Here is a 20,794-nt window from a genome sequence, read left to right on the forward strand (position 1 = left end):
TTACCCCTTTTCATTTAAACGTGTAAAGCAACGGCGTGCGTTTTCTTCCATTTGTAAGAGTCCATGAGCCATTGTGTCTAATTGCTCTGTGCTAAGCCCTGCGTATAACTGTTGCTTAACATCAGTGATGAGTACTTTAAGTGTAGTGAGTAAGTGTTGGCCTTGCTCAGTGAAGTAAATTTTTCGACTTCGTTTATCGTCAATATCAACACGTCGAGTGATCAGCTGTTGTTGCTCAAGCTGCTTTACTGTTCGCGTAAGTGAGGGCATTTCAATCCCTAAGCTGTGGGCTAACTGCTGTTGAGTTGCACCATCAGGTAGATGGTTTAGATGGATCATCGCAGTCCAACGAGACTGCGTTAATCCCAAAGGCTCGACTGCTGCTGTTACAGCTTCACGGCATAAGCGATGCACGCGGCCCATATTGCCGCATAAAGATAAATCTAAAGTCTCATGAAAGGGAAGGGGTAAGGTCATACAGGTCTCACTTAGTTAGCATGCTAACTAGTTTAACATTACTTAGCATGCTAAGTAAATGTCACAGTGTTTTGTGTATTATTTGAGGGGCGTTAGTCAAATGACTACTAAATATTTAAAGTAAATAGTAGTCACGTAATAAACTGCAAGTTCATCAGGTACGAAAAGGCTTATTCAACCTATGAAATAAGCCGACTTTCATCGGCTTTAGATCTTATAATCTTTCGAGGTTAAATCATTAAAAATTAAGTAAATTAGCAGGGGAGTATTGATCGGTTAATACTTTGGTGTCGCTAGGCCAGTCTTGATTGTTATAAGTAGACTTCATACCTTGACTGATGGCTTTAATGTCAATGTTATACGGAGATAATAACGGGCTTAGCTGCTCAGCCCGCTTAGTTATTGCTTGCTGTGAAGGGGCGCTCTTAAACCCAGCTAAAATGATACGGTTACTGTTTTTTTCAGTTGTAACATTGATAAAGTCACCAAAAACGGCATGGTAAGTTGCTGATTCGTGCTGATATAGTTTGCTAGATGAAAAGGTATTTGCAGCCACAATCCCACCCGGCGCAAGTACACTTTTTATCTCTTGGAAAAACTCTTTCGTTAACAGGTGCTCGGGGATGTAATCACCATTAAACGCGTCAAGAATAATCCAATCATATTGTGCTTTTTTAAGTGCCGCCCGTTTTATAAAAATACGTCCGTCTTGCACTTTTGCTGTGACATTATCGGTTTCAATAAAATCAAAATAATCTCTGGCAACTTTGATTACCGCAGGGTCTATTTCAATATTTTCAATAGCGGCCTCAGGGTACAGCTCATGTATTACGTTTGATAGAGTACCGCCCCCAAGGCCAATAATGAGCACGTTTTGCGGATTATCAATCATCAGTAAGCTAGCAAAAGTCAGCTTAGTATAATTAAAAACCAGCTCTTTCGGTTTACTGATGTACATGCAACTTTGACTGCTTTTACGGGTTTTTTCGTCAAATTTTAAACACCGTAAGTCACCAGTTTCTTCAACTAAAATATTGCGATAAAGTGAACGTTCCTTATGAATAATATCAGCCATTGTCGGCGCACTTGCGAATAAAACTAAAACCGTAATTAGGTGAAAGTAATTACGCATAAACGGGCTCCTTCTTAGCGATTGAATCAATCACAATTGCGAGTAGACCTAAGCAACCAATAAAGCTGGCAAAGCCTATAATGATCGTATTTACATCAAACGCCAATACCATATAAAAAGAGGTGATTATAGTGCCTAGAGCACTGCCCAAGGTGCTTACAAAATATAAACCGCCAGCCACTTGGCCGCTGCGTTCGCTGTCGGTTACTAATAAACGCACAGAGTAGGGCGAGATCATACCTAAAATAATGGTGGGAACAAAAAACAGTGCAGTAGAGGCAAGTAATGAACCATAGCGGCTATCTTCAACATGAGCAAAAATGAACTCCATTATGGGCTCTGCAAACAGCGCTATGGGCAGTACCATAATACTAGCGATTAAAAATATCAGGCCGTATTTAGTTAATGAGGGCTGTTTTATTGAAAGTTTGCCTCCGAGTAAATAACCAAACGATAAGCTCAGCATAAACACGGTAATAATACTGCCCCAAATATGAACACTACTACCAAAATAAGGCGCCAATATACGCCCACCTAAAAGTTCAATCCCCATTATTGAAAAGCCACTGCTAAAGGCTAATAAGTATATTAATGCATTGGTTTTATTTAACATTCATTCTAGTTCTTATTGTTTTAAATTTAACCCATCTTAACGTGATGCGGGATGCTTAGCTAGACTGAATTTTAGCAACAATCAATTAGGCTAATTTACACTTTTCATCAAAATACCGTCTTAAAAAAAAAGATAAAGAGACGACCTCAACAGTAAGTCTCATTTATTTAAAAGAAGAAATGGTTACATAAACTGTATTTCTCGCTACTAATAACCTCTATTAACTTAAGTTTATTTAGCAAGGGCATTAAATTGGACTAAGAGTCATGATGGTAGGGTTGTAATTCGAACTGATTCAGCGATATCTGCTAAAGCAAGATTACGTGGATGATGGGCGGCCACCCTTTTTAAGTTTATGGGCAACTTTACTTATGCCACTTTACTTCACTATTTTTTTAAGTTGGCTCTCTAACGTATTTAAATTAAATGGCTTTACAATAAAGCCAGAAACTTTAGCCGCTATAATTTCTTTAATTGATTTTTTATTATCTTCACAAGTGACCATTAAGACAGGGATTTCATTCAATTGCTCATTATCGCGAATACGAGTGAGTAACGCTTTACCATCCATTTTTGGCATGTGTAAATCGGTGATCACTAAATCAAAGTGCTGTTGCTGCATTAATCTAAAAGCTTGAATACCATCGGTGGCCTCAACAATCTCATGGAAGTTTAATTTACGAAGCATGTTAATTAATACATGTCGCATTAATGGCATATCATCAACTACAAGTATTTTCATTAAATTGACTAATCAAAAAGTAGATAACCTAAGATTAGCTACTCTCGAAACAATTAGCTACTAATTGGCTAAGCCTAGCTATCTTTATATTACTTAGCTGGCGGTAGTCAAAGTACGGACACACAATGAGCTTATTGGCTTTATCAATTGCAAATTCGTCATCTAACCAATCAAGTTCTGCTGCTAATAAGCCTTGATTCAATAAGTTTTTTGCATGGGTGCGACCAGCAATAATATGCAAGGTATTACCTGCACTCAGCTTAGGAGGGCTAAAGACCAGCGCGGTCTGACTAAATTTTTGCAGTAAAAATTGATCGCGATATTGCTGCCAAGTATGTGTTTGCTTAGCAAAACAATAATACTCACTTGGCAAAGCAAACAGCACCTTTGCGTATACATTAAATACTTTTCGCCAACCATTACCACACGCTTGATTTATGGTATTAATCTGCTCATTTATTAGCGGGTATAAGCCATTCATATGTGTATATTCTGGCATAGGTGGGGGCTTGGCAATGTAAACTGCAACGCGAAAGTTATGATCGCCAAAGCCTATATTTTGGCAGGCATTCATTTATTTTGCGCCAAAATACGGTCTAAATTATTAGCAAAATTTTGTCGGTCGCTTTGGCTAAGAGGAGGTGGCCCGCCATTCATTTCAACACCACTTGAACGCATAGTGTCCATAAAATCACGCACATTGAGTAATGACCGAATATTTTCAGCTGTGTACAACTCACCACGCGGATTAAGAGCTTGTGCGCCATTATCGATAACTTCAGATGCCAATGGTATATCACCTGTGATCACCAAATCATTGGCAGCAACACGCTTTACTATTTCATCATCAGCGACATCAAAACCAGACGAAACTTGCACACGGCTAATATACTTAGATGGTGGAGTTCGCATTGCATGATTTGCGACTAAAATTGTTTCAGTTTGCGTACGCTCAGCAGCACGAAATAATATTTCTTTAATAACCACTGGACACGCATCGGCATCGACCCATATTTTCATTTAATTATGCACTTGTTAGTAAAAAATTGATCCTATCGCACAGCTAAACTAACAGCCAGTAATAAGTGAACTTTTTAAAGCTAACCTACGTATAACTTTTTTTGCTATTAAGGTCTTTATAAATTTATGATGAAATCTATCACCCTGAGTTTAATTTTGTTCTGCACTTTACTGCTTGCAGCGTGTACTGGCTTGCCGCAAAATATAACACCGGTAGATAACTTTTCGCTTGAGCGTTATCAAGGTAAATGGTACGAGATAGCTCGGTTAGATCACTCGTTTGAACGTGGCTTAAATAATATAACCGCGCAATACTCACTCAACGAAGATGGCTCTGTTACAGTTTTAAATAAAGGCTTTAACGACGAAGAACAACAGTGGAGCGAAGCACAGGGAAAAGCTAAATTTGTTGATGAATCAGATATTGGCCACTTAAAAGTATCGTTTTTTGGTCCGTTCTACAGCTCATATGTGGTGTTTAAAATGGATAAACAGTATTACCAGTATGCTTATGTATCTGGTTATAACACTGACTATCTTTGGCTCTTATCGCGCACACCAAGTATTTCCCAAGAGCGTAAAGATGATTTTATAAAAGCAGCCAAACAACGAGGTTTTGATACTGATTCATTAATTTGGGTTGAGCAAAATAAGTAACCGTAAAGCCCCTTTACAAGACTCAGCTTGTATTAAAAGTGTAACCTCAAAGCAATAATTATGACACGATCACAGGCTAATATTTACGCCATAGAGTAACTAGCTTTTATTCTATATGTTGACATGAGTATCCCCACTATTTATACCCAGATTTTGGATATAACGGCAAGCCACATTGGCTTGCCTTTTTTATCTCTGCATCGTTTAATTTATGGCAGATCAGATTTTTACTAACTAATGCTAAAAAACGCTGATATATAACCCACTGAGAAAAATTGTAGTAATATTTATAACACTCATAAACTTTACCCATGAGGCTTTAAAACTATAAAAAATCATTAGTAATAAGACACTTAAAGCCATGTAACCACAAAAAAGTAATCCACCATATCCTTTATGTTCAACCACGCTTAACACCAAGCTTAGTAAAATACTGATCCAAGCGGCAATTACAAACTGATTACTCTGCTTTTGTGTTGGTCTAACTTTGAAAACATCGCGATAATGATTGAATTTTGCTAAGGCAAAACAATTAAATGCCAATAAACATAAGCTAAATTGTAATAGTTCACTCATGCACTTTGCTCCCTTAGCTTGTTTTTAGCAACACGGCTAGGACGCACATTTGATACGCTGGCTTGGCGGTGAGTACGTAATTTTTTGACCTGAACGATAAACAACACTGCACTTATTAAGCACACTAAATCAAAGCTGAACAGCGCCCATTGACCATTCAGTAAGTAGCTGATGATGTTTCCATTAGTGGTGAGTGCATTTACTATTGGAATACTTATACACGCAATACTATTAACCCAAGCAAGTAGAATCCACTGCTGTTTTGCCCGCTTAAATAAAGCGAATAAGGCAACAGCTAACCAAGTAACAAAGAACGCCAGTATTTCTTTATCAGCACGCTCTATCATGTTAATAGGTAGCAATCGGTTGGCAAGAAAGAATACACTTGTCGCAAGCGGCAAGCCCATTAAGGTTGCAAGGTTTAACCCTTCAACCAGCTTTAAGCCAAATGATGGACGCTGATCTTTTTTCATTCGCTCACGAATTCGTTTAGCCCACATAATACAACCGGTCGCTATCATGACACAGCCTGCGACACCGCATAAAAAATATAACCAACGTAGTAAGGGATTTGCTAAGCGGCCAGTATGTAAAGCTGTAAGGGAATCATAAAACACTTCTGTGCTACTAAACTCATCAACACTTTTGGCTATTAAGCTACCATCAACACCATTAAACAGCAGCGTAGGGGTTTGGTCGCGAACATGTGTACCTGTTGAGGCGCGAACCGTCATTGTTGCCGACGTTTTATTTGGATCTTTAATAGCAAACTGAGTAAGATCTGCATTAGGCCAGTTAGTATAAACTTGATCTAAAACACTCTCTACTGCCGTTAATGGGGCTGGCTCATCACTTGATTTAGTACGTACGTTAGTCGGGGTAACATCGTTAAACAAACCACGTATGCCATCTTCATAAGCAGTCATAGCAGGATAAGGAAATAACATAAATATTAAGGTTATCAACCCTGTATAAGTTATCATTATATGAAAAGGTAAGGCTAAAACTGACGATACATTGTGACTATCAAGCCAACTTCGGCTGCCTTTGTTTTTTCTAAAGCTAAACATATCTTTAAAAATACGCTTATGAATAACAACCCCCGAGATAAGCGCAACCAACATAAATAAACTTGCAAAGCAGACTATCCATCGTGCCGTGCGTACATCAATATAATGCAGGTCAAAATGCAGCCGATAAAAGAAGTTACCACCTTTGGTTTCTCTGGGTTGCTGTAATGATTCCCCTGTTTTTGGATTAATATAATGCTCTTGCCAACCACCAAAACGCTTGCCTTCTGGACGGGGTTTTTCGTAGGCATAAATTAATTGAGATTCACGTTCTTGAGGAAGATATATTCCCCACCGATTAGACTCTGGAGCGGCAGTTTTTAAGTAATCGACACCTGCGATAATTTGCTGTCGTTGTAGTGATATACGTTCCTGTGGCGCTTGTGCATTGTGAAGTGCAGGTTGATTCCATAAAGTAACCTCATCACGAAAAAAACTAATCGTGCCAGCAAAAAAGATTAAATACAGTAACCAGCACACCAGTAAACCAACCCAAGTATGCATCCATGTCATGGAGCGAAAAAAACTCTCTTTCATAACCAACCCTTTAATAAGGCAATGCTTAACCCGCATGCTGATGATGTTAGTAAAATAGTGATCCAAATGGTTTTTAATGACTTAACAGCAAAGACCCAAATAAATACACAGCTATAGACAAAAATAGTCAGACTGATACTCAAAAGTACTGCATCTGATTTTTTAAGCGGTAAAATCAGACTCAATAAAGCAGTAAACACACTGGTAAATACGTAGCCACCTACAATGGCCGCAAAAAACCGAGAAATAACTGAAAGCTGATATGCATATGATTGATAATATTGTTTAATTTTATCCATCAATATGAATGACTGGCTGTTTTTTTGTGATTGGGCATGCATAAATAATCCCTTAAAATCCATAATGGGAAACGAATAAAAAGGGTATTATATATTTTGGGTTCAGAAAAGATAGTGATTCGTATTTGAGACAATAAAAATAATTGCGTATGAACTCTCAGATCAAAATTTTACCTAGTAAAATAATGATCTGAATATGAGGCTACAAGCAAACTTAGCTTAATAGGCACCTTCGCTGTATATAAGTTCATAACTATGGCTATAGATTTCTAAGATATTCCCAAATGGGTCTTCCATATAAATCATACGATATGGCTTTTCACCCGGGTAATAATAGCGAGGCTCAGCCATGCGCTTCTTACCGCCAGCTGCAACTATACGGTCGGCCAATTCTTCAACATTAGGATCTTGTACACAAAAATGAAAGATACCCGTTTTCCAATATTCAAAGTTATCTTCTGGGTTTTCTTGGTTTTTAAATTCAAATAATTCCACACCAATACGATCACCTGTTGATAGATGCGCGATGCGGAATTTTTCCCAGTTCGCACCGAATACGTCCGTGCACATTTCACCTATTGCGCTATCATCTTCCACTATTTCAGTTGGTTTCATTATTAAATACCAACCTAAAACTTGGGTGTAAAACTCTACGGCTTTTTCAAGATCTGGTACCGAAATACCAATATGTGAAAAATTACGTGGATAAACATTACTCATAAGTTGTGCTCCTATTGCATGTAAAATACCAGAAAGGCCACTTTACGAACACCCAGTCATTAAGTAAAATTATCATTTAACATAATTATAAGTACAAAATGTAATGATAAATCCTGTTTGGCTACACACTTTTTGCACACTTGTTGAAGTAAATCACTTTACGCGTACTAGCGAGCGCTTATATATGACTCAGTCAGGTGTGAGCCAACATATTAAAAAGCTTGAGCAACAACTTGACTGCGAACTGCTAGAGCGTCACGGTAAACAATTCAGCTTGACCGCTCAAGGACAAAGTCTGTATAAAAAAGGTAGCCAGCTACTTAAAGAGTGGCAATTTTTAGAGCGCGAGTTGCATAACGACTCCCCTTACAGTGGCGATGTTAAGGTCCAGTCTCCTGGCAGTTGTGGATTGAAATTTTATGCTCAGTTACTTAGTTTGCAAGCTAAGCACAAAGATTTAACGATAGATTATCGCTTCGCCCCAAATGAAAGTGTTGAGCAGGCTGTTGCAAACCACATTGCAGATATAGGCTTTTTAACCCAAGCCCCGACTTTGAGCGAAGTCACCAGCCACAAAATTGGTCAAGAAGCACTTTTGTTAATAACTCCAGTCACTTGCGAATCGCCGACCTGGCAAGCTTTATGCGACCTCGGATTTATTAGCCACCCAGATGCAAAACACCACGCCCAACTATTGCTAAGCGAAAACTACCCAGAGTTTGAACATATTGGTCAAATTAAGCGTACTGGGTTTTCAAACCAAATCAGCTTAATTTTAGAACCTGTTAGCCTCGGCTTTGGCTTCACGGTCTTACCCGCTCATGCTGTTGGTGCTTTTAATAAATCGGACCTCATTAAGGTTCACCACCTTGCCAACCCAATTAGCGAATCTATTTTCGTGTGCCACCATCGAAATCGGCCACTAGCTAAACGTATGCACACTGTAATTGATGCTATTAAAACCATAAATACTAAACCGATAAATTAAACCTTTGCTGTTATTTCTGTTAAGTTGATATGTGAACTCACATAAAAGGATAGCCGGTATGCAAATAAAGCAACTTAAAAGTATGAGCCTAACAGGGTTAAAAGTGCGCACATGTAATGCTAATGAAATGAATACCGACACGGCAAAAATAGCAAATTTATGGCAAACATTTGGCCAAAAGTATGGTCCAAAACTCACCGCTGATACAAAGGTTTATGGTGTTTATACAAATTATGAAACGGATATGACAGGTGACTTTGATGTCATAGCCTGTTGTGATGATAAAAATATTAAAGTAGCGGATTCAATAAACGTTGCCACTAAAGAAAGCCGTTATTTAGTATTCAATGGGAAAGGCGAAATGCCTGATGCTGTTATCGACTTATGGGGTGAAATTTGGCAATATTTTAGTAGTGAAGATTGTGCACACCAACGCACCTATACTAGCGACTTTGAATATTATAAAAATGACTCAGAGGTCGAAATAGCGATCGCCATAAAAGGATAATAACGATTCAAAGCAGCTGTACTTAGCTGCTTTAATTATTTTCCATACAACCAATCTAGGGTCTGTTTACCTTTCAAGGTTAAATTTGCAGCAGCCTGTTTGGTGTTTAGGCAAGGCAGCGCCTATGTGGTGTGGTTATTCCCCATAAATAGGCGATAACGCAGCATCAATACCAAACAGGCGCTGCCCTTCGGGTTCTGCCTAGGGGCGATTTACTCTTTGTTGCTCGGTTTTGACTTAGCCCACTAGGTTACAAACCTCGCGCCGCGATTAAACCGCCCCTAGTTTGAACAAATTTTAATCCGCAAAGATAAACAGACCCTAGTCCTTGAATTAGCGTTGTTGGAAATGCCGTACTATGTTTAGCCCCATCAATAATATTTATCTTCAACTGAATATGCTTACTGTCTCTTTGACGTATTTTAGCCGCAAGCTTGTTAGCTCCTGCAACCATATTTTGACCTTCGCCAAACTCTTGCGTTTCTTTACTACCAACCGATATATATACTTTAGTTGGTTGCTTTGGCGCAGTAATTAGCTGAGATAAGATCGCCTCATCATCAAACCACACCGACGGACTCCCAATAATATAGCTGCTAAATAAGTCTGGCTGCGTAAAAAGCACATGAGTGGCAAATAAACCTCCCAATGAATTTCCGACTAAAGTACGGTGGTTTGGCTTAACTCGATAGTTAGCGTTGATATGCTCAAACACCACATCAGCAATAAAAGTAATATGTTGTGCGGCTTTACCTGTCTCTAGCCGCCAATCCTTTGCTTTGCTTGGCGTGTAATCTCTAATTCGGCTAGATGCACCTTTTGAACCATGTGAATAACCAATCCCCACCAGTATCGCTTCATCCATTTTAGCGCTGTTCATGGGAAAGCGTGTAGCACCTGAGGCTAGCTCAAAGGCATAAGGTGCATCAAGTAAGTAAATAACAGGATAGGTGCGGTTTGGCTTGTTACTGTAACTACGCGGTAACTTAATAGATAAGGAGTATTTAAGCTTTATAGTGTGATCAGTCACCTCAAGCACTGAACTTCGAGGAATTTGATAAGCGTGTTCTGCACTTATGCTAAAACTAATAAGCAATAATAAAAGCGAAAGAAAACGTTTCACATTAGCCCTTGTTTATTGAGTGTTTAAACCTGGCACTATAAATTGAATAAGATAAAGCTAAAAATACACAAATACTCGCAGGGATAAATAACGCATTAAATCCAAGCATATTAAAAAAATACGCGCCTACTGTTCCGCCCAAAATAAACCCTGTAATTATCAATATAAAGAGCAGCGCTTTTCTTTTATCGAATGCCTCACCACGTAATCTTGCGCCAATCATTATGCCTAAGTCAGTAAAAATCCCCGTTACATGGGTTGTTCTAACAATGGCACCACTAAAGGTTGTCGCTAAAGCATTTTGTAAACCACATGCAGCCGATGCCAAGTAATGTCCGTATATCAAATTATTTGCGAGGAAATAAACAGAAACAAATAACAATAATGCTTCAAACGCTAATAGACCACTGTAATTATGACCTAGTTTAAGCGAGCCACTACGGATAAAGAATCCTGAAATCATTGAGCCACAAACAAAGCTTAATAAAATAAAAGCAAGCTGTGACACATCACTGAAACTTACATTAATAACCCCTGTACCCAATGAAGTCGCAGTTCCAGATAAATGTGAGACTGATTGGTGTTTAAACCCTAACAAGCCAATTGCATTAACCAGACCTGCAACTAACGCTAATATGAAAGAGCCATATTCCACCCAACGGGGTAATTTTGTAATCACAACAATCCTTAAAATGTAGTCTTTTATAAAATAACTTAGAATCTGTAGATACTCTCTTCTTGAGCTACATTGAAACTAATTTAAAGTATTCGGTAAACCCCGTAAGTATATTTGTTGTAGCAATCGCTGACAAAATTAGCCCCATCACACGGCTAATCACGCTGGCGCCACTGCTGCCAATTACTTTACTGATATAGCCAGAAAGCAGCATTAATACATAAACCACGGTCAAAACCAACAACATAACTAATGCTGTTTGCAATTGCTCCCAAATACTAAAAATAGCGTTTTCGGTTAACAATACAGCGGTTAAAATGGCGCCAGGACTGGCAATTGAGGGAACAGCAATAGGGTAAATAGCGGTTTGTTTATCCGATTTAACAAACAGCTTGAGCTCCTCCTCGGGTTTGCTATCACCAAATATCATACTCAATGCAAATAGAAATAAAACAATTCCCCCTGAGATTTGAAACGCAGGTAAAGGAATAGATAAGGCTTTTAAGATTATTTCGCCAATAACAACAAAAAAGATTAGCACTGCAGCCGAAGCTAATGTCGCCAAAAGTGCAATACGTCGCTTGGTTTTCGCATCGTATTTTTCGGTCACAGCAACAAATACAGGCACCGTGCCTATGGGGTCAATAACAGCAAAAAAAGTAATAAAAACAGCAATAAAGTCAATCATGCATTTTCCACCTTATTTTAACAGCTGTATAGAAAGTAACATTTTTCTTTAAACAATTGGATTAATATTAAAGATTTATAAACAACAGCATCTAATTTATAGATGGCTTCAATCGCTTTAAACCCTGTTCTGAAGCTAGTTTTTATCCATCTATACTCTATATTGAAACTATTAACTAAACTTTATTAAAACAAGCTAATCACACATTAACTTAGATAGTAGGTTTAAGACTTCTAACTAAGCTTTTTTGATATGGTTTAAATAAGTAGAGTTTTTTATTCCGATACAGGAGCTAAAAATGAGCAATTCAGGTGCGGGTAAATGCCCAATCATGCACGGTAGCAATACACAAGCGTCTAATTCCAATACTGATTGGTGGCCAAACGCGTTAAATTTAGACATTCTTCATCAACACGACACAAAGACCAATCCATACGACGATGATTTTAATTATGCCGAAGAGTTTAAAAAGTTAGACCTTGAAGCGGTAAAAAACGATTTAAAAAACCTGATGACTCAAAGCCAAGCATGGTGGCCAGCTGATTGGGGCCACTATGGTGGTTTAATGATCCGCATGGCGTGGCACTCAGCGGGATCTTATCGTTTAGCTGATGGCCGTGGCGGCGGTGGCACTGCAAACCAGCGTTTTGCGCCATTAAACTCATGGCCTGATAACGCCAATCTTGATAAAGCCCGCCGCTTACTATGGCCTATCAAGAAAAAATACGGTAATAAATTATCCTGGGCTGATTTAATTATTTTAGCCGGTAACATGGCCTATGAATCAATGGGCTTAAAAACCTTTGGTTTTGCCGGTGGTCGCGAAGATATTTGGCACCCTGAAAAAGACGTTTATTGGGGCGCTGAAAAAGAATGGCTTGCCCCGAGTGATGAACGTTATGACAACGTAGCAAAACCAGACTCTATGGAAAACCCATTAGCGGCCGTGCAAATGGGCTTAATTTACGTAAACCCTGAGGGTGTAAACGGTCAACCCGATCCACTTAAAACAGCACAGCAAGTTCGCGAAACCTTTGCCCGCATGGCAATGGATGACGAAGAAACCGCAGCGCTCACGGTCGGCGGTCATACCGTAGGTAAAACTCATGGTAACGGCAGTGAAGAAAATGTGGGCCCAGAGCCAGAAGCCGCCGATGTATTTGAACAAGGTCTTGGCTGGAACAATCATAACTCACGCGGTATTGGCCGCGATACCATGACTTCAGGTATCGAAGGTGCGTGGACTACACATCCAACTAAGTGGGATAATGGCTTTTGTTACTTGCTATTAAACTATGATTGGGAGCTCACCAAAAGCCCTGCTGGAGCATGGCAATGGGAACCTGTAAATATTAAAGAAGAAGATAGACCTGTTGATGTTGAAGACCCATCAATTCGCTTAAATCCAATTATGACTGATGCCGATATGGCAATGAAAATGGATCCGGCTTATCGCAAAATCATTGAGCGCTTTAACGATGATTTTGAGTATTTTAGCGACGTATTTGCACGAGCGTGGTTTAAACTAACCCATCGTGACTTAGGCCCTAAATCACGCTACCTTGGTGCTGATGTGCCAAGCGAAGATCTTATTTGGCAAGATCCGATCCCAAGTGTCGATTACACTTTATCTGATAGCGAAGTGAGTGAACTAAAATCTAAACTTTTGAATTGTGGTATCAGTGCCAGTGACTTGATCAGCACCGCATGGGACAGCGCACGTACTTATCGTGGTTCAGATCATCGTGGTGGCGCCAATGGCGCACGCATTCGCCTAGCCCCACAAAAAGATTGGCAAGGTAATGAGCCTGAGCGCTTGGCAAAAGTATTAAGCGCACTTGAAACAGTGCAAGCAGGCTTAAGCAAACCAGTTAGTTTAGCAGATTTAATCGTACTCGGTGGTACTGCCGCCGTTGAACAAGCGGCAAAAGCAGCGGGCGTTGATATTACCGTACCATTTGCCCCTGGCCGTGGTGATGCAACAGACGAAATAACCGATGCAGAGTCGTTCGATGTGCTTGAACCAATTCACGATGGTTTTAGAAATTGGCAAAAACAAGACTATGTTGTATCAGCTGAGGAGCTACTACTAGAGCGCAGCCAACTAATGGGTTTAACCGCACCAGAAGTGACTGTACTTATTGGCGGTATGCGTATGCTTGGCACTAACTACGGTGGCACTCAGCACGGTGTATTCACAGATAATGTGGGTACATTAAGCAATGACTTTTTTGTAAATCTCACCGACATGGATAATCGCTGGGAGCCTGCAAGCAAAACTACTTTTAACATTGTAGATCGTAGCTCAGGTAACACTAAGTGGACAGCAAGCCGCATTGACTTAGTGTTTGGTTCAAACTCTATTTTACGAGCGCTTGCCGAGTTTTACGCCCAAGACGATAACAAAGAGCGCTTTGTAAAAGACTTTGTTCAAGCGTGGGTTAAAGTAATGAACGCTGACCGCTTTGATATTTAATTAAAGCACTAAGCTAGTTTTAAGAACTGTGCGAGAGTTAACACTCTCGCGCTTTTTTATTTATAACAACATATACCGAAAACTGTAAACCCCCATTACATAATCCCGATAATTAAGCCGCAGTTATGGCGTTACAGTATCCACAGCACAGTTTTGCAATGGTTTATTTTCAGACATATCAATAATTAAGCATTTATCTGGTAGCGCATGATTAAGATTATCGTAAATACTGAATGCTTGAGTTAGGGCTGATTTTAGCTGACAAATGTTTTCACCTTTAGTATCGCTGCTAACATTACACCCTGTATTGTTATTTAATATATTGGTCATTGTTTGGTAGATGTGCTGCGTAGCTTGCGATATATCAGTAAAAGCGAGGGTGCCAGCATTTCGCACCAAATAAAAATCAATGATGAAATCGAGTACGCTTTTAGTCTGCAAGCCTTGTCGTTGTGCTTTTGGTAGTTGAATATCAATATTAAACAAAGCTGTAATCTCTAACAACGACATATTCAGCACTTGCTCACGAAAACCTTGCGGCCACTCCCTAGGAATAAACCGCCATTTTGCCAAAGCTTGTAAGTGCATTTTGCTGTAACTATGGTAACTTTTGGCTGTCAAAATTCGGTTATTCCACTGCTGTTCTGGGGCGTTTTTCAGCAGATAATCATGTTCTTTATGATAAGCACTAAACAACAAATCAAACTGTGCAACATTATCAATCGTAATAGTATCGACCTTTGCCAACTGATTATTAAGTGTAACTAACTTATAAGCAGGGCGGTACGCCGCGATAGAGGGTGCTTGAATATTAAATAAGGTGTTATGTTCGCTTTCAATAACGAACGTGTCATTCATATGCATATGCCCGCCGATGTGCAGTTTTAAACCTGTTTCGGCAAGTAATTTTCGGGTATCAATACTAGGCTCTCTAGCTAACTGAAAAGCCGAATCACCAAATAATGATTTAATCGACTGCGTTTGGCCATCATAAAACTCCCCCATCGGAAAGTGGCTAAAAGCTATCAAGGTTTTATTTTGCTGCTTAGCACGCTTAACCACTTTCGTGATCCAATCTAATAAAAAAGGTTTCTCAGTCAGTACCTTGTTATAACCTGCATTACCTGAACCTTGAAAAACCATAGTGCCATTTTTAAACTGCGGGATATAGACATTAGCATCTATAGCAAGCAACCAAAGTCCCTTCACAGGCTCAACTAAATAACTCGTATCGGGAACTTGCTTGCAACTGGTTTTGTCGTTTTTTACGCATTGTGTGTAACGACGTTCGTCTAGGGAAGCTACTTTACCAAAAGGGGTTTCCCACAGTAAGTCACGGTTATCAGGTAACAAGCCAAATGCTCCCATTATTTCAACGATTTCTTTATACCCTGCATGGGCTATTTTATCGCTGCACACTAGAGAGTTGTTATCTATGGAGGTATGTTCACAACGCGGGTGATCCGTTGAGTAAATACCCACTTGCTGACCTTCCAATCCCAAAAAGTCAGCTTTACCGCCTGCGCTTTTAAACGGTTTAACGGGATCATGATTACCTGGAATAGCAAAAAAACGCATACCATGTTTTTTGGCGTAGCCATCAAGAATAGTTTTTAAGCCCTGTAAATGTACTGGTTGACCGTCATCAGTAAAATCCCCTGGTAAGGCGACCAACTTTACTCCCTTAGCCGCAATGTCATCTAATGTGGCAATTAGTGCAAAGTAGTTTTCATTAAATAAACGGGTTGAATGGATCTGCGCCTGCATACTACGAATACTTACAGGCTTTTCTGCTTTACCTAATTCAATGCCTTCAAACCCTTCTGTTGAAAAATCACCATAAATATCATGAAAATGAATATCCGGCACAAAGGCTATTTGCGTATTACTTAGTGGAGTAGCATGTAATGTTGTAGTAACTATGCACAGTATTAAAGGTAGCAATAACTTCATAAAAATGCCCTGCTATCATATTTAAAACAAAAAAGCCGAGAGCGTACAGACTCCCAGCAATATAAGTTTTTATAATTAAAAAATAGCTCTAAAGCCTAACGATACACGTCGACCAGAGAACTCATACATAGTCGGGAAAGCAGGATCAAGAGTATAACCTGTGGTTTCTTCGTCAGTGATATTAATCCCTTCAAGCGTTACCTTCATAGAGTCATTAATATTGTAACCTAATGAAATATCTGTTTGCCCGTAAGCATCACGATAAACTGGGTACATATCACGCTCAATATACTCAACATACTTGTCTTTGTAGTTATATGAAATACGCGCATCAAAGCTCTCATTCTCATAATAAAAAGTCAGGTTATAGGTTTCATCAGCGAGGCCTTCTGGCGGTGTTGGAATACCTAAATCAGATGCACCCGTTAATGAATTATCTAATGTCGTGTAGTTTGCGTTAATACCAAATCCATCTAACATGTTGTGAAAACGAACAAATGGAATTTGCGCGATAAACTCAATACCGCTAACATCATACGAGCCCTCAGCATTCACTTTTTGATAGACATCAAAGTCATAAACACCATCAACAGTACCGTTATCATTGTACTTAGTCACACCTTCAACTACACCGGTGAGAGATTCACGAACAACACCTTCAATTTCTTTTTCAAAATATGAAACAGCAAGTAATCCTCCTTCTTCTAAATACCATTCAAGGCCCACTTCCCATTGGTCGGCATAAGTTGGTTGTAGGTCAGGATTACCATCACGGTATTTAAATTCACTCAAACTCACAGTGCGTTTATAGGCAATATCAGTGAGAGCAGGGCGCATAAGTGTTTCAGATGCCGCGGCTCGCAGAACTAGGTCATCATTAAGTTCAAGGGTAAAGTTAATACTTGGCAGTAAGTCGGTGTAGTTACCACTTTTTGAAACAGGCTCTGAGGTATAATTTGTTGTACCGTCATCATTTTGAACCTGATGATAACCTGATGAATTTACATCGGTATCAATATAGCGCACGCCTGTATTAAGCGTTGCCGGCATATCACCTATATCAAAAGCAAAGTCAGCCATTGCGTAAATTGCCGTTGTTTTCTCTTCTACTTGATAGTATTGGTCTGGCTCAAAATCTACCCCAAAACCTTCGTATCTAAGTTGCTCGCGGGCATAACTGTTTGAAACCTGACTCCAACCTTGCTTTGATGGCACTTCAGATAAGTACTCACCACCATTTACCAGATCTGTAATACTTGTCAGTTCACTATCAGCTAAGGTACGCGTACCAACCCAAGAAGAATCACCTGCTGATGGACCGGTTACTCGATTAGAACCGTAATTACGCTCTTTTGATTTATCAGTGTACCGTGCACCAAATTGCACTTTGGTTAACGCAGGGAAAAACTCTAAATTTAACTGGCGAGTAAAGTCTAGTTGCGCAGCATATTTATCATCTGAAATAGCCTCACGATTAACTTCATTGTAATCAAATAAATAAGCTTCTGGAGAATTATACATATCAAAAGTATCTGCGCTATTACTTGGAATAGTCTCTGCACCGGTACTCGTATAACGCGAACGAGTTGCTCGATAGGCTGTGTGCTTTAAGTTTGTCGACTCAATTGATTTATCTGCACCACTGTAGCCAAATAAGCCATTAATATCCCACTCGCCGACTAACCAATCCATAGCAATGCTAAATTGTTGGTAGTCTGTATCACTGCTGTTTTCTTTACTTAAAAATTCATGTTGAGTCGCTGCATAATCAACATCGGTTAAAACAGTAATGCCATAATCACTTGAGGTTGAACTATCATATTGATTAACACGTTCTAAAGAACTAATACTTGAAGCCGCATAGGCAGCAGCATCGTATTCATCCTCATGATCGTCAAAATTACCCAGGAGGCCATCAAAAGTTAAGCTAAATTCACTACTTGGTTTATATTGTAATGAAAGCGTTGCGCCCCACTTTTCTTGCTCGGTTAAATAGGAACGATCGCCTACTTTGTTTAAAAACACCACTCGACTGGTTTCATCGCTGTCGAAACGATCATTAATCGTAATTCCCGTATCTCGCTCAAGTACATCAGCTGCTTGATCTGATTGCCATTGCGATGAACCTGATTTTTCTAACCAGCGTGAAAGCGGACGAAAATCGATACCTGAGTTACTATCTGTTCTGTTTGTTCGCTCTGAGTAAGCTATCGAAGCAAGCGCCCCCCAATCACCAAACGTATCACTGGCTAGAAATGAAAATTTAGGATCTGTTTGTTCTGAGATTTCATTATAAGCACCTTCAACGGATGCCACTAATTTGCGTCCTTCATAATCAAATGGCCGTGCCGTTGTAATTGCAACAGAGCCCGCAATACCGCCTTCTTCATCAACAGCCGTCGGCGATTTTTTCACCGTAACACTTTGAATAATCTCAGAAGCGAACATATCAAACTCAACATCTCGGCCACCACTACCAGAGGCGGTAGCAAGATTATTAATTGATACAAAGGTAAACTCGCTCGGTAAGCTACGTACATTAACTTTTTGGCCTAATCCCTTGTTACGCTCAATGGTTACACCTGGCATACGTTGTAATGCTTCAGCTAAATTTTGCTCTGGGAAATCAGCAATATCTGACGCCACGATTGAATCTGAAAAACCGATATTCTCGCGCTTTAAATCTATCGCTTTTTCTAAACTTTTAATATAGCTACCCGTTACGACGATTTGCTCCATCGCTTGTTCTTCATTTTCAGTATCTTGTGCAAATGCAGGTGCGACAAACAATGCGCTTAATGCTAGTGCTAAAGGTGATAATGTAAAAACTCGCTTAGTCATCATGTTGTTCCTGTTATATGTGTTACGACTTTAAATTGATTTCGCTCCTAATGACGTAGCTTAAAATTAATAGGGGACGTATTTATTCGATGAAGTTTTTGTGTCGCTTTTACGACACCAGCATCATAAAAGTGTAATTAAAACATCATAAAAATGGTGTCACCTTTGCTCTAGTATTAGCGTCTATTAAAAAACTAATCTTATAGATAACGATAAAAACAATGTTGCAAACACAGACATCGCCATCACTAATAAGCGAACAAGGCCAACAAAATCGACCACTTGTAAAATGCTTTATTGCCAACCAAGATGCATTGAAAAGTTTTTTTCGTCGTGGCGTTGGTGAAGATGCCGATGCTGATGACTTATTTCAAAAACTGCTAATGAAAGCATTAAAAATTGAATGTACTGCGCATATAGATAACCCATTAGCTTATGGCTATCGCATGGCACATCACTTAGTCGTTGACCATCATCGTGAACAAAAAAAATCTCCTGAGAGCCTAGAGCATGAACCTCAAAGTAATGATCTTTCCCTAGAAAGCTTACTGGAACATGAGCAGCGACTTCAGGTTTATCAGCAAGTATTGGCGCAAATGCCTGCGCTGCGCCGAGATGTGTTTATTCGTAGACGCTTACATGGAGAGAGCCGCCAGCAAATATCGCAAAGCTTAGGTCTATCTGAAGAAGCGGTAAAAAAGCATATCTCACGCGCTATGGATATGCTTAAAGATGCTATCAGCGCATTTATCGCCGACTAATTGTCCCCTTAGAGCATGTTAAGTCGTTATATTAGTAATAAAGACAGATAGAGAAATTTAATGCATACCCCATTCAAACCTGACGATGAAAGTAATGAGCAGCTTGAAAAAGCAATTTGGCAAGATACGGCACTCATTCAAGCATTACAAAAAGCAGATTCACAGCAAAAGTTGAATGAGCCTACGGCAATAACACCGCGTAAAAAGAGCCCCTTATTAGTGTGGGGTAGTGCGGTTGCTGCATCTTTAATTATGGCATTTATTGGCTTAACTCACTTAAGTGATCCAGCAACACCACAAGCATCAACACTTGTTGCAGCGCAGCAGTTTTTTGCAACAAAAGCGTCTGACATTACTTTATCGGATGGCACAGAGGTCGCATTAAATACGCAAACTGATTTACAGTTTAATGAGAACGATAAAACCAGACAAGCTACTTTGAGCAAAGGTGAAGCATACTTTTCAGTAAAGCGTGATGAACAACGTCCATTTACGATTAAAACAGGAAACGCAACAATTAGTGTATTGGGTACTGCTTTTAATGTTGATAAAACCCTACGAGAAACAACCATAGATGTCTTTCACGGCAAAGTCGCGGTTAATACTGAAAATAATTCAAAACAAGTAGAATTAGTTAAAGGCCAGCGTGCACGCGTCATCGATAATAATATTGTTGTTACTACATTTAATGCAACCCAACCTGACTGGCAACTTGGCTGGCTAGATTTAGAGAATGTAACTATCAACGATGCTATTTTTCAGCTCAATCGTTATACCGACAAACCTTTAGTGTTAAATAATGTTGATGCCCAACTGCGTGTTAGCGGGCGTTTTAAAACCGCAGATGTTGTGGGCGCAGCGACATTAATAGCGCAATTAAATCAACTCAAAATCAATAGTTTTGACGACAGTGTAGTTTTGAGCCCCATAGAGTAAT

21 protein-coding genes are annotated in these 20,794 nt (G+C 39.5%); 6 read left to right on the forward strand and 15 right to left on the reverse strand.

Annotated features, from left to right (window positions below):
* The 6 genes from QMA12_RS14075 to QMA12_RS14100 form a co-directional block, all read right to left on the reverse strand.
* Nucleotides 1-477: a MarR family transcriptional regulator gene (locus QMA12_RS14075; RefSeq protein WP_087533603.1), complete on the reverse strand. Its 477-nt coding sequence runs from the start codon at nt 475-477 to the stop codon at nt 1-3.
* Nucleotides 478-715: 238 nt separating this feature from the next.
* Nucleotides 716-1,609, reverse strand: coding sequence for a fused MFS/spermidine synthase (locus QMA12_RS14080; protein ID WP_087533604.1), 894 nt, complete (start codon nt 1,607-1,609; stop codon nt 716-718).
* Nucleotides 1,602-2,222 (reverse strand): fused MFS/spermidine synthase, encoded by a 621-nt coding sequence (locus QMA12_RS14085; protein ID WP_087533605.1) that lies wholly within the window; start codon nt 2,220-2,222, stop codon nt 1,602-1,604. The genes QMA12_RS14080 and QMA12_RS14085 overlap by 8 nt, the downstream gene beginning before the upstream one ends.
* Before the next feature lie 379 nt (nt 2,223-2,601).
* Nucleotides 2,602-2,964, reverse strand: coding sequence for a response regulator (locus tag QMA12_RS14090; RefSeq protein ID WP_290210389.1), 363 nt, complete (start codon nt 2,962-2,964; stop codon nt 2,602-2,604).
* Nucleotides 2,965-2,998: 34 nt separating this feature from the next.
* The gene (locus QMA12_RS14095; RefSeq protein ID WP_290210390.1) at nt 2,999-3,538 is read right to left on the reverse strand and encodes a hypothetical protein; all 540 of its coding nucleotides are present in this window, start codon (nt 3,536-3,538) and stop codon (nt 2,999-3,001) included.
* Nucleotides 3,535-3,984 carry a YaiI/YqxD family protein gene (locus QMA12_RS14100; protein WP_087534082.1) on the reverse strand — a complete coding sequence of 150 codons (450 nt, stop codon included), beginning with the start codon at nt 3,982-3,984 and terminating at the stop codon, nt 3,535-3,537. The genes QMA12_RS14095 and QMA12_RS14100 overlap by 4 nt, the downstream gene beginning before the upstream one ends.
* Nucleotides 3,985-4,113: 129 nt before the next feature.
* On the opposite strand from QMA12_RS14100, the gene QMA12_RS14105 reads away from it, so the two are divergent.
* A complete protein-coding gene (locus tag QMA12_RS14105; RefSeq protein ID WP_087534089.1) occupies nt 4,114-4,641 on the forward strand; it encodes a lipocalin family protein in 528 nt (175 codons plus the stop codon).
* A 240-nt stretch (nt 4,642-4,881) separates the two neighbouring features.
* On the opposite strand, the gene QMA12_RS14110 is transcribed toward QMA12_RS14105, so the two are convergent.
* The 4 genes from QMA12_RS14110 to QMA12_RS14125 form a co-directional block, all read right to left on the reverse strand.
* The gene (locus QMA12_RS14110) at nt 4,882-5,217 is read right to left on the reverse strand and encodes a DUF3325 domain-containing protein (RefSeq protein ID WP_087534083.1); all 336 of its coding nucleotides are present in this window, start codon (nt 5,215-5,217) and stop codon (nt 4,882-4,884) included.
* Complete coding sequence (locus QMA12_RS14115; RefSeq protein WP_290210391.1) at nt 5,214-6,824, reverse strand: PepSY-associated TM helix domain-containing protein; 1,611 nt, start codon at nt 6,822-6,824, stop codon at nt 5,214-5,216. The genes QMA12_RS14110 and QMA12_RS14115 overlap by 4 nt, the downstream gene beginning before the upstream one ends.
* Nucleotides 6,821-7,165: a hypothetical protein gene (locus QMA12_RS14120; protein WP_087534085.1), complete on the reverse strand. Its 345-nt coding sequence runs from the start codon at nt 7,163-7,165 to the stop codon at nt 6,821-6,823. Before QMA12_RS14120 ends, QMA12_RS14115 begins: the two co-directional genes overlap by 4 nt.
* Nucleotides 7,166-7,342: 177 nt before the next feature.
* Complete coding sequence (locus tag QMA12_RS14125) at nt 7,343-7,843, reverse strand: lactoylglutathione lyase family protein (RefSeq protein WP_087534086.1); 501 nt, start codon at nt 7,841-7,843, stop codon at nt 7,343-7,345.
* 103 nt (nt 7,844-7,946) lie between these two features.
* Here QMA12_RS14125 and QMA12_RS14130 point away from each other — a divergent pair, with 103 nt between their 5' ends.
* Together QMA12_RS14130 and QMA12_RS14135 are read left to right on the forward strand one after the other, a co-directional pair.
* The gene (locus QMA12_RS14130; protein ID WP_087534087.1) at nt 7,947-8,831 is read left to right on the forward strand and encodes a LysR family transcriptional regulator; all 885 of its coding nucleotides are present in this window, start codon (nt 7,947-7,949) and stop codon (nt 8,829-8,831) included.
* Nucleotides 8,832-8,889: 58 nt separating this feature from the next.
* Entirely contained in the window at nt 8,890-9,339 is a 450-nt protein-coding gene (locus QMA12_RS14135) for a GyrI-like domain-containing protein (RefSeq protein WP_087534088.1), read from the forward strand.
* A 250-nt stretch (nt 9,340-9,589) separates the two neighbouring features.
* Here QMA12_RS14135 and QMA12_RS14140 read toward each other — a convergent pair whose 3' ends face one another.
* From QMA12_RS14140 to QMA12_RS14150, 3 genes are all read right to left on the reverse strand, one after another.
* A complete protein-coding gene (locus tag QMA12_RS14140) occupies nt 9,590-10,462 on the reverse strand; it encodes an alpha/beta hydrolase-fold protein (protein WP_290210392.1) in 873 nt (290 codons plus the stop codon).
* A 1-nt stretch (nt 10,463) separates the two neighbouring features.
* Nucleotides 10,464-11,141, reverse strand: coding sequence for a YoaK family protein (locus tag QMA12_RS14145; protein WP_290210393.1), 678 nt, complete (start codon nt 11,139-11,141; stop codon nt 10,464-10,466).
* A 64-nt stretch (nt 11,142-11,205) separates the two neighbouring features.
* Nucleotides 11,206-11,826, reverse strand: coding sequence for a MarC family protein (locus tag QMA12_RS14150; RefSeq protein ID WP_087534091.1), 621 nt, complete (start codon nt 11,824-11,826; stop codon nt 11,206-11,208).
* A 298-nt stretch (nt 11,827-12,124) separates the two neighbouring features.
* On the opposite strand from QMA12_RS14150, the gene katG reads away from it, so the two are divergent.
* The gene (gene katG / locus QMA12_RS14155) at nt 12,125-14,302 is read left to right on the forward strand and encodes a catalase/peroxidase HPI (protein WP_290210394.1); all 2,178 of its coding nucleotides are present in this window, start codon (nt 12,125-12,127) and stop codon (nt 14,300-14,302) included.
* A 123-nt stretch (nt 14,303-14,425) separates the two neighbouring features.
* Here the strand turns inward: katG and QMA12_RS14160 are convergent, their stop codons facing one another.
* Nucleotides 14,426-16,255 carry a metallophosphoesterase gene (locus QMA12_RS14160; RefSeq protein ID WP_290210395.1) on the reverse strand — a complete coding sequence of 610 codons (1,830 nt, stop codon included), beginning with the start codon at nt 16,253-16,255 and terminating at the stop codon, nt 14,426-14,428.
* Between the two features lie 75 nt (nt 16,256-16,330).
* Entirely contained in the window at nt 16,331-19,099 is a 2,769-nt protein-coding gene (locus QMA12_RS14165; protein ID WP_290210396.1) for a TonB-dependent receptor, read from the reverse strand.
* Nucleotides 19,100-19,317: 218 nt separating this feature from the next.
* Here QMA12_RS14165 and QMA12_RS14170 point away from each other — a divergent pair, with 218 nt between their 5' ends.
* The gene (locus QMA12_RS14170) at nt 19,318-19,857 is read left to right on the forward strand and encodes a sigma-70 family RNA polymerase sigma factor (RefSeq protein WP_290210397.1); all 540 of its coding nucleotides are present in this window, start codon (nt 19,318-19,320) and stop codon (nt 19,855-19,857) included.
* A gap of 60 nt (nt 19,858-19,917) precedes the next feature.
* Entirely contained in the window at nt 19,918-20,793 is an 876-nt protein-coding gene (locus tag QMA12_RS14175) for a FecR domain-containing protein (RefSeq protein WP_290210398.1), read from the forward strand.
* The last annotated feature ends 1 nt before the right edge of the window (nt 20,794 follow it).

The sequence above is a fragment of the Pseudoalteromonas sp. APC 3893 genome, assembly GCF_030408095.1.
Taxonomy (GTDB): domain Bacteria; phylum Pseudomonadota; class Gammaproteobacteria; order Enterobacterales; family Alteromonadaceae; genus Pseudoalteromonas.

What these genes read in the sequence shown, in the direction of transcription:
- QMA12_RS14080 (WP_087533604.1), bottom strand. Translation starts at nt 1,609, where the DNA reads ATGCGTAATTACTTTCACCTAATTACGGTTTTAGTTTTATTCGCAAGT.
- QMA12_RS14120 (WP_087534085.1), bottom strand. Translation starts at nt 7,165, where the DNA reads ATGCATGCCCAATCACAAAAAAACAGCCAGTCATTCATATTGATGGAT.
- katG (WP_290210394.1), top strand. Translation starts at nt 12,125, where the DNA reads ATGAGCAATTCAGGTGCGGGTAAATGCCCAATCATGCACGGTAGCAAT.
- QMA12_RS14175 (WP_290210398.1), top strand. Translation starts at nt 19,918, where the DNA reads ATGCATACCCCATTCAAACCTGACGATGAAAGTAATGAGCAGCTTGAA.
- QMA12_RS14170 (WP_290210397.1), top strand. Translation starts at nt 19,318, where the DNA reads ATGTTGCAAACACAGACATCGCCATCACTAATAAGCGAACAAGGCCAA.
- QMA12_RS14085 (WP_087533605.1), bottom strand. Translation starts at nt 2,222, where the DNA reads ATGTTAAATAAAACCAATGCATTAATATACTTATTAGCCTTTAGCAGT.
- QMA12_RS14095 (WP_290210390.1), bottom strand. Translation starts at nt 3,538, where the DNA reads ATGAATGCCTGCCAAAATATAGGCTTTGGCGATCATAACTTTCGCGTT.
- QMA12_RS14075 (WP_087533603.1), bottom strand. Translation starts at nt 477, where the DNA reads ATGACCTTACCCCTTCCCTTTCATGAGACTTTAGATTTATCTTTATGC.
- QMA12_RS14100 (WP_087534082.1), bottom strand. Translation starts at nt 3,984, where the DNA reads ATGAAAATATGGGTCGATGCCGATGCGTGTCCAGTGGTTATTAAAGAA.
- QMA12_RS14160 (WP_290210395.1), bottom strand. Translation starts at nt 16,255, where the DNA reads ATGAAGTTATTGCTACCTTTAATACTGTGCATAGTTACTACAACATTA.
- QMA12_RS14105 (WP_087534089.1), top strand. Translation starts at nt 4,114, where the DNA reads ATGAAATCTATCACCCTGAGTTTAATTTTGTTCTGCACTTTACTGCTT.
- QMA12_RS14165 (WP_290210396.1), bottom strand. Translation starts at nt 19,099, where the DNA reads ATGATGACTAAGCGAGTTTTTACATTATCACCTTTAGCACTAGCATTA.
- QMA12_RS14115 (WP_290210391.1), bottom strand. Translation starts at nt 6,824, where the DNA reads ATGAAAGAGAGTTTTTTTCGCTCCATGACATGGATGCATACTTGGGTT.
- QMA12_RS14150 (WP_087534091.1), bottom strand. Translation starts at nt 11,826, where the DNA reads ATGATTGACTTTATTGCTGTTTTTATTACTTTTTTTGCTGTTATTGAC.
- QMA12_RS14110 (WP_087534083.1), bottom strand. Translation starts at nt 5,217, where the DNA reads ATGAGTGAACTATTACAATTTAGCTTATGTTTATTGGCATTTAATTGT.
- QMA12_RS14090 (WP_290210389.1), bottom strand. Translation starts at nt 2,964, where the DNA reads ATGAAAATACTTGTAGTTGATGATATGCCATTAATGCGACATGTATTA.
- QMA12_RS14125 (WP_087534086.1), bottom strand. Translation starts at nt 7,843, where the DNA reads ATGAGTAATGTTTATCCACGTAATTTTTCACATATTGGTATTTCGGTA.
- QMA12_RS14130 (WP_087534087.1), top strand. Translation starts at nt 7,947, where the DNA reads ATGATAAATCCTGTTTGGCTACACACTTTTTGCACACTTGTTGAAGTA.
- QMA12_RS14135 (WP_087534088.1), top strand. Translation starts at nt 8,890, where the DNA reads ATGCAAATAAAGCAACTTAAAAGTATGAGCCTAACAGGGTTAAAAGTG.